The organism is Bradyrhizobium sp. WSM471, assembly GCF_000244915.1.
GTDB lineage: Bacteria > Pseudomonadota > Alphaproteobacteria > Rhizobiales > Xanthobacteraceae > Bradyrhizobium.
In genome coordinates, this window is sequence record NZ_CM001442.1 from 1 (window position 1) to 12,358 (window position 12,358).

General features: G+C 64.6%; 8 protein-coding genes. All 8 read left to right on the top strand.

The genetic code is table 11. The features are described 5' to 3' along the window. The first annotated feature begins 1,047 nt into the window (after positions 1-1,047). The 8 genes from dnaA to BRA471DRAFT_RS00040 all read left to right on the top strand — a co-directional run bounded on the left by dnaA (position 1,048) and on the right by BRA471DRAFT_RS00040 (position 12,319). Positions 1,048-2,460 carry a chromosomal replication initiator protein DnaA gene (dnaA, locus tag BRA471DRAFT_RS00005; RefSeq protein WP_035974542.1) on the top strand — a complete coding sequence of 471 codons (1,413 nt, stop codon included), beginning with the start codon at positions 1,048-1,050 and terminating at the stop codon, positions 2,458-2,460. Positions 2,461-2,759: 299 nt separating this feature from the next. Further along, complete coding sequence (dnaN, locus tag BRA471DRAFT_RS00010) at positions 2,760-3,878, top strand: DNA polymerase III subunit beta (protein ID WP_007603794.1); 1,119 nt, start codon at positions 2,760-2,762, stop codon at positions 3,876-3,878. 251 nt (positions 3,879-4,129) lie between these two features. Beyond that, a complete protein-coding gene (locus BRA471DRAFT_RS00015; protein ID WP_007603795.1) occupies positions 4,130-4,495 on the top strand; it encodes an endonuclease domain-containing protein in 366 nt (121 codons plus the stop codon). Between the two features lie 90 nt (positions 4,496-4,585). After that, on the top strand, positions 4,586-5,722 hold the full coding sequence (gene recF / locus BRA471DRAFT_RS00020) for a DNA replication/repair protein RecF (RefSeq protein WP_007603797.1): 1,137 nt from the start codon (positions 4,586-4,588) through the stop codon (positions 5,720-5,722). A 119-nt stretch (positions 5,723-5,841) separates the two neighbouring features. Beyond that, positions 5,842-6,585 (top strand): hypothetical protein, encoded by a 744-nt coding sequence (locus BRA471DRAFT_RS00025; RefSeq protein WP_007603799.1) that lies wholly within the window; start codon positions 5,842-5,844, stop codon positions 6,583-6,585. Between the two features lie 124 nt (positions 6,586-6,709). Beyond that, the gene (locus BRA471DRAFT_RS00030) at positions 6,710-8,878 is read left to right on the top strand and encodes a hypothetical protein (protein ID WP_007603801.1); all 2,169 of its coding nucleotides are present in this window, start codon (positions 6,710-6,712) and stop codon (positions 8,876-8,878) included. 280 nt (positions 8,879-9,158) lie between these two features. Further along, positions 9,159-11,594: a DNA topoisomerase (ATP-hydrolyzing) subunit B gene (gyrB, locus tag BRA471DRAFT_RS00035; RefSeq protein ID WP_007603802.1), complete on the top strand. Its 2,436-nt coding sequence runs from the start codon at positions 9,159-9,161 to the stop codon at positions 11,592-11,594. 257 nt (positions 11,595-11,851) lie between these two features. Continuing rightward, positions 11,852-12,319: a hypothetical protein gene (locus BRA471DRAFT_RS00040; RefSeq protein WP_007603803.1), complete on the top strand. Its 468-nt coding sequence runs from the start codon at positions 11,852-11,854 to the stop codon at positions 12,317-12,319. Positions 12,320-12,358 lie beyond the last annotated feature (39 nt).

The following is a 12,358-nucleotide window of genomic DNA, read 5'->3' on the forward strand; positions in this document are numbered from 1 at the left end:
GGTGCAAAAGGTCCTTGCGAGGCGGGCTCAAGTTGAATTCGCGGCCCCTGCGAGTTCTGCACACCGTAGTTTCCCCGGATCGCGAGACGCGAGGGAGTTACCCTGTGAAACAAGACTCAAAAAACGATGTCTCGCTAATCACTTATCGACATAGTGAGGGCAAGCATTTGGAAAATTCGCCTGCGCGTCGTGCGCGTGACGCTTTTGTAAAAAATTTTTGGCGGTGGCGGAGAATTGTCACATCAGACGCGGCACCTTCGATTCTGTGCACGAATCCAAAACCTTGCTCTGAAGGCCTGTGCACAACTCCGCGTGGCGTTAACGCAGATCAAGATTTTTGATGCCTCAAGTGTGAATCAATTCCGTTGCGAGTCTTTCCGCATAGTGTATTCCTTAAGACGTCAGCGGCGCCCACGATCTTGAGACCAGCGCGGTATCGGAAACGGGGCGAGCGTGCAAATCGGCGGCGGTGTGCACGTAGGCGGCGCTTCAACAAGCGATGTCGGTTCAAAACCCACAGCAATGTGGGAACGGTAGCTCTTTGTCTGAATGTCTCCAAGCGGGATCTTTCTCTCGCGCTTAAGAGACGTCTTGAAAGCTGCCCCGACATGCATGATGGCGAAGCCGAGCGGACGACGAGTACACGGGCAGGCATCCGATGACGACGCGGGTGTCGTTTGGACACGCAGGACCTTGTCGCGAGCAATCACGGCAGGACGGGGAGGTATCATGTCTTACGAACTCAACGCGGTATTGAAACACATTTCGACTTCCAGCATTTCGACTTCCAGCGATGCCGTTTTAGATTCGTCGGACACCAAGCCTCCCGCGTGTCACGGAGCGCCGAGTACGCGCTGACCTCGCGACCCCTCCATCTCTAGACATTGCTGATCGGACGCGGCGTTTCCGCCGAACGGTCCAGCCATGCCTGCAGGTGAAATCGCTTGAGGTCGCGCCATTGCAAACATCCCTGGACAGGTATCCCTGGCAGGAACTCTGCATGGCGCTCACCACGCAACCTTATCTCTCAAGAAAAGTTCTCAAATGATGACAACCCCGGAACAGGATCGCTGGTCACGCGTGAAGAGTCGGCTGCGCTCGAACGTTGGCGAGGACGTCTATACGAGCTGGTTTGCTCGCATGGATCTGGAAGGCGTCCAGGACGAGAGCGTGCGTCTGTCGGTGCCGACCCGCTTCCTGAAGAGCTGGATCCAGGCCCATTATGCCGAGCGCGTGCTGTCGTGCTGGCAGGCCGAGATGCCCGAAGTGCATCGCATCGATCTCACCGTGCGCTCGGCCGTGCGCCCCGTGGTTCAGCAGAAGGAAGCGCCCGCGCCGGTCGAAACGCGCCGCTCGCCTGCGCCGGAGCTGCGCTCGACCGCGACCGCGCCGGTCTCGGCCAATCATGATGCGCTCGGCGGCTCGCCGCTCGATCCGCGCCTGACGTTTGCGAGCTTCGTCGTCGGCCGTTCCAACACGCTGGCGCATGCAGCTGCGCGTCAGGTCGCCGAGGGTCGTCGCGGCGATGCCGTCATGTTCAATCCGCTCTACATTCATGCGGGCGTCGGGCTCGGCAAGACGCATCTCTTGCAGGCAGTGACCTGGGCCGGCAATTCCGGCAATGAGCGCAAGGTGCTTTATCTCACCGCCGAGAAATTCATGTACGGCTTCGTCGCCGCGCTGAAGACGCAGACGGCGCTCGCCTTCAAGGAAGCGCTGCGCGGCATCGACGTGCTCGTGATCGACGATCTCCAGTTCCTGCAGGGCAAGTCGACCCAGGCCGAGTTCTGCCACACGCTGAACGCGCTGATCGATGCCGGCCGCCAGGTCGTGATCGCGGCCGACCGTCCGCCGTCCGATCTCGAAAGCCTCGACGACCGCGTGCGCTCGCGGCTGGCCGGCGGCCTCGTGGTCGAGATGGCCTCGCTCGGCGAGGAGCTGCGGCACGGCATTCTCAAGTCGCGCGTCGCCGCGGCCCGCGCCCATCATGCCACCTTCGAGGTGCCGGAGGAGGTGCTGACCTATCTGGCCCGCGCCATCACCCATAACGGCCGCGATCTCGAAGGCGCGATCAACCGCCTGCTGGCGCACTCGAAGCTCAACAACCGGCCGGTGACGCTGGAGATGGCGGAGCACGAGGTGCGCGACCTGATCCGGCCGCAGGAACCGAAGCGGATCAAGATCGAGGACATCCAGCGCGTAGTGGCACGGCAGTATAATGTCAGCCGCTCCGACCTCCTGTCCTCGCGCCGGACCGCCAACGTGGTTCGTCCGCGCCAGGTGGCGATGTATCTCGCCAAGACGCTGACCCTGCGATCGCTGCCGGAAATCGGCCGCCGCTTCGGCGGGCGCGACCACACCACGGTGCTGCACGCGGTGCGCAAGATCGAGGCCCTGGTTTCCAAGGACACGGCGCTGTCGGACGAGGTCGAATCGCTCAAGCGCCAGCTTCAGGAATAAGAGCCTAGGCCTTTCCCTTCGCTCCCGCCGCCCCGGCCCTGCCTGGGCGGCGGTCTTGGTCTGCCTGGGCAGCGGCCTTCCTCTGCCTCGGCGGCCCCCGTCTTTGCGGGTAAATCGTGGGGAACCATCGCGCAATCCCTTGAAACGGATGACTTTACGCGCCACCTTGCGCGACCCTGACGGCTTTGGTCATATCGGCTGGATGATCCGGCCTTCCGGGGTCTTCGGTGCCGTGGCGCGCGTCCCGCCGCCCGGCTTTTCCAGATTTGTGTTTCCTTGGGGATCGGGCGAGTAGTGCAATGAAGGTTACGGTCGAACGCGCGCAACTCCTGAAGTCGCTGGGCCACGTCCACCGCGTGGTCGAGCGCCGCAACACGATTCCGATCCTCGGCAACGTGCTTGTTAGGGCCGAGAATACAAAATTGTCGCTGAAGGCGACCGACCTCGACCTCGAGGTCACCGAAACGCTCGCGGCGGAAACCGCGACCGCGGGCTCCACCACCGTGCCGGCGCACATGTTCTACGACATCGTGCGCAAGCTGCCGGATGGTTCGCAGATCGTGCTCGAAGCCGACGGCGACCGCGCCGTGCTGGCGATCCGCGCCGGCCGCTCCCGCTTCACGCTGCAGACCCTGCCGGAGAACGATTTCCCGGATCTCGCCGCCGGCGACATGTCGCATTCGTTCAGCCTCGCCGCCAAGGACGTCAAGCGACTGATCGATCGCACCCAGTTCGCGATCTCCACGGAGGAGACCCGCTATTATCTCAACGGCATCTATCTGCATGCCGCGGGCTCGGCCAAGGCCGCCACCCTGCGCGGCGTCGCCACCGACGGCCACCGCCTCGCCCAGCTCGACCTGGTCCAGCCCAAGGGCGCCGAGGGCATGCCCGGCGTGATCGTGCCGCGCAAGACCGTCGGCGAGGTGCAGCGCCTGATCGAGGACAACGAGGCCGAGGTCACGATCGAGCTGTCGCAGGCCAAGATCCGCTTCACCATCGGCAATGTGGTGCTGACCTCGAAGCTGATCGACGGCACCTTCCCCGACTACGGTCGCGTGATCCCGCAGGGCAACGACAAGGAGCTGGTCGTCGACAAGAAGGATTTCGAGAACGCGGTCGACCGCGTCTCGACGATCTCCAGCGAGCGCGGACGGGCCGTGAAACTCTCGCTGTCGCCGGGCAAGCTGGTGCTGTCGGTGACCAATCCGGATTCCGGCAGCGCGACCGAAGAGCTCGAAGTCGAATACGCTTCCGACGCCCTCGATATCGGCTTCAACTCCCGCTACCTGCTCGACATCGCCGCCCAGATCGAAGGCGACGTTGCAACGCTCCGGCTCGCCGACCCGGGCTCACCGACCTTGGTGCAAGACCGCGACGACAAGAGCGCGCTCTACGTGCTGATGCCGATGCGGGTGTGAGGGACGTGCGCCCTCGCGGACGCCAAGTATTCCCCCATGAATCAAGCGCGATGCACATTATCGCGCCCTCTCCCCTTGCGGGAGAGGGCAGCTCCGCTGTTGGCCAAGGTCTCACTTGGGTGAGGGGTCCTCTCGCGGCACTTCCTATGTGGAGACAACCCCTCACCCGCGGCCGCTGCGCGGCGGCACCCTCTCCCGCAAGGGGAGAGGGAAAGGGCACCGTGCCCCAACAACATTCAGAATGAGCGCCGATGCCGCGCGACCCGCACCATCGGCCGACTGCCAGGCATCTTCGCCAGTTCGCGAAGAACATGCGGCACGAGCCGACGGATGCGGAAGCAGCGATGTGGCGCTTACTGAGGGATCGCCGGCTATCGGCCTACAAATTTCGCCGACAGGCTCCGATCGAGAACTACATTCTCGACTTCGTCTGCTTCGAGAAGCGCCTCGTTATCGAGATCGACGGCAGTCAGCATGCGGAATCGCAACGCGATGCAGCGCGTGATGCGGCTCTCTCCGTAGAGGGTTTCTCGATAGTGCGCTACTGGAACAACGACGTGCTCCAGCAGCCCACTTCTGTATTGGAGGACGTTCTTGCAAAGCTCGCCCTGCGGTAACATACCCCTCACCCGTCGCCTCACTTCGTGAGGCGCCACCCTCTCCCACAAGGGGAGAGGGGAAGAATCGCGGCCCACGACGAAGATCTGATGACCCCCTCCCGCATTCATCGCCTGACGCTGACGCATTTTCGCAATTACCGGGCGGCGGGGCTCGAGGCTAAGGCTGACATGGTGGCGCTGGTCGGGCCGAACGGAGCGGGCAAGACCAATTGCATCGAGGCGATCTCGTTCCTGTCGCCGGGACGCGGCCTGCGGCGCGCGACGCTGGACGACGTCGCCGACAACCAGGGCGACGGCTCCTGGGCGGTGTCGGCGCAGGTCGAGGGCGCGCTGGGCCTTGCCACGCTCGGCACCGGCATCGATCCGCCGCGCGCAGATAGCCCGGTCAGCCGGCGCTGCCGCATCGACCGCGAACCGGTCAATTCGGCGGCGTCGTTCGGCGACCACATCCGCATGGTGTGGCTGACGCCGGCGATGGACGGGCTGTTCATGGGCGCGGCGTCCGAGCGGCGGCGTTTCTTCGACCGCCTGGTGCTTGCGATCGACAGCGACCATTCCAGCCGCATCTCCGCGCTCGAACGTTCGCTGCGCTCGCGCAACCGCCTGCTCGAGACGCGTAATTACGACGACCATTGGTGTGACGCGATCGAGCGCGAGACCGCGGAGCTTGCGGTCGCGGTCGCCGCAACCCGCGGCCAGACCGCGGCGCGACTGACCGGCATGCTGAACGTGCGCGCGCAGGCCTCCGCCTTTCCCTCGGCGCAGATCGCGCTCGACGGCTGGATGGAGAACGCGCTGCTGACGGAGACCGCGACCTCGGTCGAGGACCGCTACCGCCAGATCCTGCGCGACAACCGTCCGCGTGACGCCATCGCCGGCCGCACCACGGATGGTCCGCATCTCACCGATCTCCAGGTGATCTACGCGCCGAAAAGCATGCCGGCGCGCGATGCCTCGACCGGCGAGCAGAAGGCTCTGCTGATCGGGCTGGTGCTGGCGCATGCGAGCCTGGTCGCCGAGATGACCGGCATCGTGCCGCTGCTGCTGCTCGACGAGGTCGTCGCGCATCTCGATCCGAGCAGGCGCGCGGCGCTGTTCGACGAGCTGCGCAAGCTCGGCGCGCAGGTGTGGCTGACCGGCGCAGACCCCGCCGCCTTCGCCGAGATCGGCGCCGGGGGCGAGATCTTTGACGTCGAAAGCGGACAGGTAACGGCCCGGCGCTAGTCGCCGCCGTTGAACCAGCCTCATTTCCGCCGCGACTAGTTGCCGGAGGCGGCGCCGACGGCGTCGCAGCCGTTTTGCAATCGCGCAATGACATCACGCGCGAACCCCTGGAGAGTGAGATGCGGACGGCAGGGTCCGGGGCGCAAGCTCCGGCACGATGGCGGGCGTTTGCGTGCGGCCTCGTTTTGCTCGCGACGTGCATGCTCGCGGCAAGCGCCGGCGCCTGGATGCCGCATCTCGCGTCGCTGCTTTCGGCCGATCTCACACCGGATCCCGATGCCAGGCTGCCCGCACCGACCCGCTACAGCTTTCGAGGAATCCACACCACCCTGATGCGGGGCGTTGAAGCGCCACTTCGCGTCAAGCTCGAAGCCACCGTGCCCGCCGAGCTCGCCGACGTCCTCGCTTTCTACCGCAGCGAACTCGGAAAGCTCGGCTGGCAGGAGCAGCACGATGACGTCGTCGTCTCCCCTGATCACGTCCAGATCGCGTTCGTCTCTCCGCTCGGGCCGGCCAAGCTGGAGCTCGGCCGCAAGGACGGCAGCACCTTGGTCCATCTCGTGCAGAAGAACTCGGATACTGCAACCAGGGCGAACGTCATGCCCGAACCGGGCCGGGCGAAGCTGGTGCTCAGCAACATCGCCGAGACGGAAGCCGTGCTCGGGATCAACGGGCGGATCATCAAGCGCGCTGCTGGCGCTAACGCCGTCTCGCTGGATCTGGCGCCCGGCAAATATGCCTACGAACTGAACGTGCCCGGCCGTCCGGCCTACACCAACATGCTCACCGTCGCGGCCGGCGACGCCTGGGAGCTCACCGTCGGGCGCGACGGCGAGGCATGGTCGCCGCTCCAGCTGTATTGACTAGTCCGGGAGCTTTGAACCTGCCCGGTTCCTGCCGCGACTTCTCGTGTGAGGCCCGCCGACGGTGTTGCAGCCGTTGCAACCGTGCGCGCCAAGCGCCGCGCGACATCCTGGAGACGTAACGATGGCGATGATCCCGCGCGGGATGCAAATCCCGGCACGATGGCGGCTGCTTGCATGCGGTATCTTCCTGATGGCGAGCTGCTCGATCGCGGCCGGTGCCGACGAGGGCATCGTCGACGTCCATGCGCTGCCGCAGCTCGAAGGTGCGATGGAAGACACCTCGCGCCCCGATTCCTATAGCGTCGAATATCGCGTACCGATGCGGCAGGCCGTGACACTGCCCGCGGTCCAAAAGCTCCTGAGCGACAACGGCTGGGTGCCCTATGTGATGCCGCTTGAGGAGAAAAGCAGCCTGCTGAAGTTCAGGAAAGGACGACAGGGCCTTTCCGTGCATTTCACACAGGCCCCCGGCCGGCCGGACCAGTCCGTGGTTTACTACACCACCGACCGGATCTACGGGAACGTGCCGTTTCCGGAAGGCGCAAGCGAGATCGTGTTCGACGGGACCCGGCCTTATCTCGGCTGCATCGCGCCGACGCCGCTCGATGCAACGTCGGATTTCTATGCCAGCCAGATGGCTGCGATCGGCTGGCAGAAGCTCACGTCGGAAACCGCCGCGCGCTGGACGACCAGTCTGAATGAAACCGTTCCCAACGGCCTGCGCGCGTTCTACGCGCATGCCGATAGCAAGGAGACCGGCTTCTATCAGCAGAAGCCCGTGATGCTGACGCTGACGCGCCGCGACGACGGCCGCACCAATGTCGATATCCGGGTCGCGCCCTTCGCGCTGCCCGGCGAGCTCAAGGCCGATAGCGATCTGGCCGGCCTGCCGCGGCCGGGCCCGACCAAGACGGCCAGGGGTCTCGGCGGCGCGAGCGACAATAAGCGCGAAATGTCGGCCGCCGCGATGGCCGAGCTGCCCGCCGTGCTCGCCTTCTATCACCGCGAGCTTGCCGCGCGCGGCTGGCAGGAGGACGGCAGCGCGCCGCTCGCACCCGGCGACGAGGTCGCGATCAGGATCTCTTCGGCGGAGGAAACCGGCGTGCTGCGGCTCGGCCGCAAATATGATTTCACCATGGTCAGCCTGACCGCGCAGGTGAAAGAATCCGCGCTTGCCGCCCGCGCCAAGGCGAAGAAGGAGGCCGACGACAAGTTCCTTGGGGACGCGTTAGGTGCGGCCAAGCAGCTCATCACCGCCGACGAAGCAAGACGCAAGGTGCAGGCAGCCGCATTGTCCGACGCGCCGCTGAATGCGCTCGCCGACAGCAAGACGCCGGTGCCGCTGCCTGAAAACGCCGAAGGCGTGAAATTCGAGGGCGACGAGGGCAGGCTCGAATTCTCCTCGACATCGAGCGTGAAGGCGCTCACCGCGTTCTACCGCGCATCGCTCAAGCCGGCGGGCTGGAAAGAGCAGCCCTCCGTCATCAATCAGCCGAACATGGCGGTGATGGAGTTCGCAAAGAGCGGCAAATCGATATCGATGACCGTGATGCAGATGGGGCCGAAGGTGAACGTTAGCGCCAACGGCTCCGGTCTGGTCGTCGCCGCGGCGAAGCCCGTCGAGGCCAAATCGACGCAAGCCAAGACGGTCCAGACCAAATCGAAGGAGCCGCTCACGCCCGATCCCGATTCCGCCCTGCCGGTGCCGACGCAGCGCAGCTCGACCGGATTAAGCTCCACGAAATTCCCCGGCAGCGACCAGTCGTTCCGGACCGAGCTCGAAGCCAGCATCCCCGCCGAGCTTGGCGAAGTCCTCGCCTTCTATCGCGCGGAGCTGACCAAACGCGGCTGGCAGGAAAAGACCGACGGCGCGACCGTGACGGCCGAGCGGGCGGAGCTCGCGTTCACCTCGCCGGCAGGGCCGGCCATGCTAAAGCTCGGCCGCGCCAGGGATGAGACGATTGTCAGCCTGGTGCAGCGGAATCCGCAGGCCGCGGCCAAGGCCGACATCATGCCGAAGGCGGGGCAGGCGAGGCTGATGCTCGGCAATATGGGGCCGAAGGAAGCATCGCTGACGATCAACAATCAGACCGTGAAGATCGCGGCCGGCGCCGGCGGTCCGCAATCGCCGAAAGGTCCGATGCTCGATCTGCCGCCCGGCAAGTACCAGTACGCGCTGCGTCTGCCGGGACGCCCCGCTCGCACCGAGACCCTCACCGTGGCCGCCGGCGATGCCTGGGGCCTCCTGGTGGGACCAAGCGGAGATGTGCTGCCGCTTCAGATGTATTGAGCTGCAAGGCCGTTCCGGGGCGTTCCAGATGCCTTGGAACGTCCCTCGTCCCCGCAAAATCCACGCCTTCGAGAGCCCGAAACGGCTTCTCGAACCGCGCTTTTTCCAAGCCGCCGAATCGGCCTTCGAAGGCCTTGAAAATCGGCCGAAAAATCCTAAGTAATCAAGGACTTGCCGGGGGATACTTTGCGCTAGGCGCAATCCGTCTTTCGTGGCACAAATAGCCCGCATATCAGCGCCTTTTGCGCCGCTGATTCGGGCGACATCTCGAAGGCCTCTCATGACTGAACCTGCTCGGCAGACGCCTGCCGAAAACGAACCCTCAAATCCGAGCGATTACGGGGCGGAATCGATCCGCGTGCTCAAGGGTCTCGACGCCGTTCGCAAGCGCCCCGGCATGTATATCGGCGACACCGATGACGGCTCGGGCCTGCATCACATGGTGTACGAGGTCGTGGACAACGCGATCGACGAGGCGCTCGCGGGCCACGCCACGCGCGTGGACGTGATCCTCAATGCCGACAATTCCGTCACCGTGCGCGACGACGGCCGCGGCATTCCCGTCGACATCCACAAGGGCGAAGGCATCTCGGCAGCCGAGGTCATCATGACCCAGCTTCATGCCGGCGGTAAGTTCGACCAGAATTCCTACAAGGTTTCCGGCGGCCTGCACGGCGTCGGCGTCTCCGTCGTCAACGCGCTGTCGAGCAAGCTCGGCTTGCGCATCTGGCGCGACAACAAGGAACACTACATCGAATTCGCCCATGGCGATGCGGTCGCGCCGCTCAAGGTGGTCGGCGACGCGCCCGGCAGGCGCGGCACCGAGGTGACGTTCCAGGCCTCGACCGAAACCTTCAAGAACATCGAGTATGATTTCGCCACGCTGGAGCACCGGCTGCGCGAGCTCGCCTTCCTCAACTCCGGCGTCAACATCGCTCTCTCCGACATGCGTCACGCCGTCGAGAAGCGCGAGGAGATGCATTATTCGGGCGGCGTCGAGGAATTCGTCAAATATCTCGACCGCAACAAGAAGGCGATCGTGCCGGCGCCGATCATGGTGCGCGCGGAAGCCAACGGCATCGGTGTCGAGGCCGCCTTGTGGTGGAACGACAGCTACCACGAGAACGTGCTGTGCTTCACCAACAACATCCCGCAGCGCGACGGCGGCACGCATCTGGCCGGTTTCCGCGGCGCGCTGACGCGCCAGGTCAACGGCTATGCCGAGGCCAACGCGAAAAAGGAAAAGATCGCGCTCACCGGTGACGATTGCCGCGAAGGCCTCACCGCCGTGCTGTCCGTGAAGGTGCCGGACCCAAAATTCTCGTCGCAGACCAAGGACAAGCTGGTGTCCTCGGAAGTGCGTCCCGTGGTCGAGAACGTGCTCAACGAGGCGCTGCAGGCCTGGTTTGAGGAGCATCCCTCCGAAGCCAAGATGATCGTCGGCAAGGTGATCCAGGCGGCCGCCGCCCGCGAAGCCGCGCGAAAGGCGCGCGAGCTGACGCGCAAGAGCCCGCTCTCGGTCTCTTCGCTGCCCGGCAAACTCGCCGACTGCCAGGAGAAGGATCCGGCCAAGTCCGAACTCTTCATCGTCGAGGGTGACTCGGCAGGCGGCAGCGCCAAGCAGGGCCGCAACCGCGAATTCCAGGCCGTGCTGCCGCTGCGCGGCAAGATCCTCAACGTCGAACGCGTGCGTCCCGACAAGATGCTGCACAGCGAGCAGATCGGCACGCTGATCACCGCGCTCGGCACCGGCATCAGCGACGAGTTCTCGATCGAGAAGCTGCGCTATCACAAGATCATCGTGATGACGGACGCCGACGTCGACGGCGCCCACATCCGCACGCTGCTGCTCACGTTCTTCTACCGGCAGATGCGCGAGATCATCGACGGCGGCTATCTCTACATCGCCCAGCCGCCGCTCTATAAGGTCAACCGCGGCAAGTCCGAGCAATATCTGAAGGACGAGCGGGCGCTGGAAGATTATCTGATCGATACCGGACTCGACGACTGCGTCTACATTCCCGGCACCGGCGGCGATCGTACCGGCCGCGACCTGCGCTCGCTGGTCGACGACGCCCGCGCCGTCCGCGGCGTCCTGCGCAGCCTGCACACCCGCTACAATCGCAAGGTGATCGAGCAGGCTGCCATCACCGGCGTGCTCAACAAGGCGATCTACGGCGATCCGGAGAAGGCCGCCGCGGCCGCGCAATACATCGCCGCCCGCCTCGACACCCTCGCCGACGAGGTCGAGCGCGGCTGGATCGGTCAATACGTCGAAGGCCATGGTTTCCAGTTCGAGCGCACGGTGCGCGGCGTCAAGGACGTCGCTCTCATCGACGACGCGTTCCTGGGCTCAGTCGAAGCCCGCAAGCTCGACGAGTACACGGTCAAGCTCCAGGACGTTTATGCCCGCCCGGGCAAGCTGCGGCGCAAGGACACCGAGCACATGGTTTACGGCCCGGTCGATCTGTTCGAAGCCGTCACCGACGCCGGCCGCAAGGGCGTCTCGCTGCAGCGCTACAAAGGGCTGGGCGAGATGAATCCGGAGCAGCTCTGGCAGACGACGCTGGATATCAATGCGCGATCACTGCTCCAGGTGAAGGTCAAGGAGGTCGACGAGGCCGACGACATCTTCACCAAGCTGATGGGCGACGTGGTCGAGCCGCGCCGCGACTTCATCCAGGAACATTCGCTGAGCGCGACGATCGATATTTGAGATCGTTCGCGCGCCGGCGATCTTGTTGGGGCCATCCTTCGAGACGCCCGCTTTGGCGGGCTCCTCAGGATGAGGTCTCGTTTCGCGGCGAAACTCTAAACCCTCATGGTGATGAGCGCCGCCTGCGGCGCGTCTCGAACCACGAGGCCGAGCTGCCAGGAGCTTGTGCTCGGGCCATCCTCTGAACCTCACCACCCGCCATCGCGACGAAGTGGCATGAACCCGCGAGGCCTGTTCCGGCCCGGAAGCGCCACGCCATGACCAGCTCCGTAGCAACCAGTTCCGCTGTACCATCTCGCCGTTTGGGCATCATCGGCAGCATTGTCGGCATGCTGGCGCTGATGGCGGCGGTGTTGCCGCATTGGATCGTGCCGATCGTGTTTCCGCCGGCACCGACGGACCAAGTCATCGTCGACACCGGACACCGCATCAAAGACCGCGTGATCGCGCGGGTGAAGGGTATGGAGTATCAGGCTCCGAAGGTCGAGAAATCGGCTGAACGAAGCTGGAGCGAAGCCTCCTCGGTCACGGCGATCTCGCTCGGCCTGCTCGCGATCCTGCTCTCGGTCCTTGCGCTCATTTTTCGGGAGGAACGGCTCCTCGCCGCCGTGGCGGCCACGCTCGGCACCGGCGCCGTCGCGATCGAAATCTCCTTTGTCGTGATCGGCGCGCTGATCCTGATCGCGATCCTTTATGTGGTGGCGAATATCATCGGGTTGTTTTAAGTCCCGCCGGACAGGCTCGAGCCGCGGCCGGCGCAATTG

What these genes read in the sequence shown, in the direction of transcription:
- dnaA (WP_035974542.1), top strand. Translation starts at nt 1,048, where the DNA reads ATGACAACCCCGGAACAGGATCGCTGGTCACGCGTGAAGAGTCGGCTG.
- dnaN (WP_007603794.1), top strand. Translation starts at nt 2,760, where the DNA reads ATGAAGGTTACGGTCGAACGCGCGCAACTCCTGAAGTCGCTGGGCCAC.
- BRA471DRAFT_RS00015 (WP_007603795.1), top strand. Translation starts at nt 4,130, where the DNA reads ATGCCGCGCGACCCGCACCATCGGCCGACTGCCAGGCATCTTCGCCAG.
- recF (WP_007603797.1), top strand. Translation starts at nt 4,586, where the DNA reads ATGACCCCCTCCCGCATTCATCGCCTGACGCTGACGCATTTTCGCAAT.
- BRA471DRAFT_RS00025 (WP_007603799.1), top strand. Translation starts at nt 5,842, where the DNA reads ATGCGGACGGCAGGGTCCGGGGCGCAAGCTCCGGCACGATGGCGGGCG.
- BRA471DRAFT_RS00030 (WP_007603801.1), top strand. Translation starts at nt 6,710, where the DNA reads ATGGCGATGATCCCGCGCGGGATGCAAATCCCGGCACGATGGCGGCTG.
- gyrB (WP_007603802.1), top strand. Translation starts at nt 9,159, where the DNA reads ATGACTGAACCTGCTCGGCAGACGCCTGCCGAAAACGAACCCTCAAAT.
- BRA471DRAFT_RS00040 (WP_007603803.1), top strand. Translation starts at nt 11,852, where the DNA reads ATGACCAGCTCCGTAGCAACCAGTTCCGCTGTACCATCTCGCCGTTTG.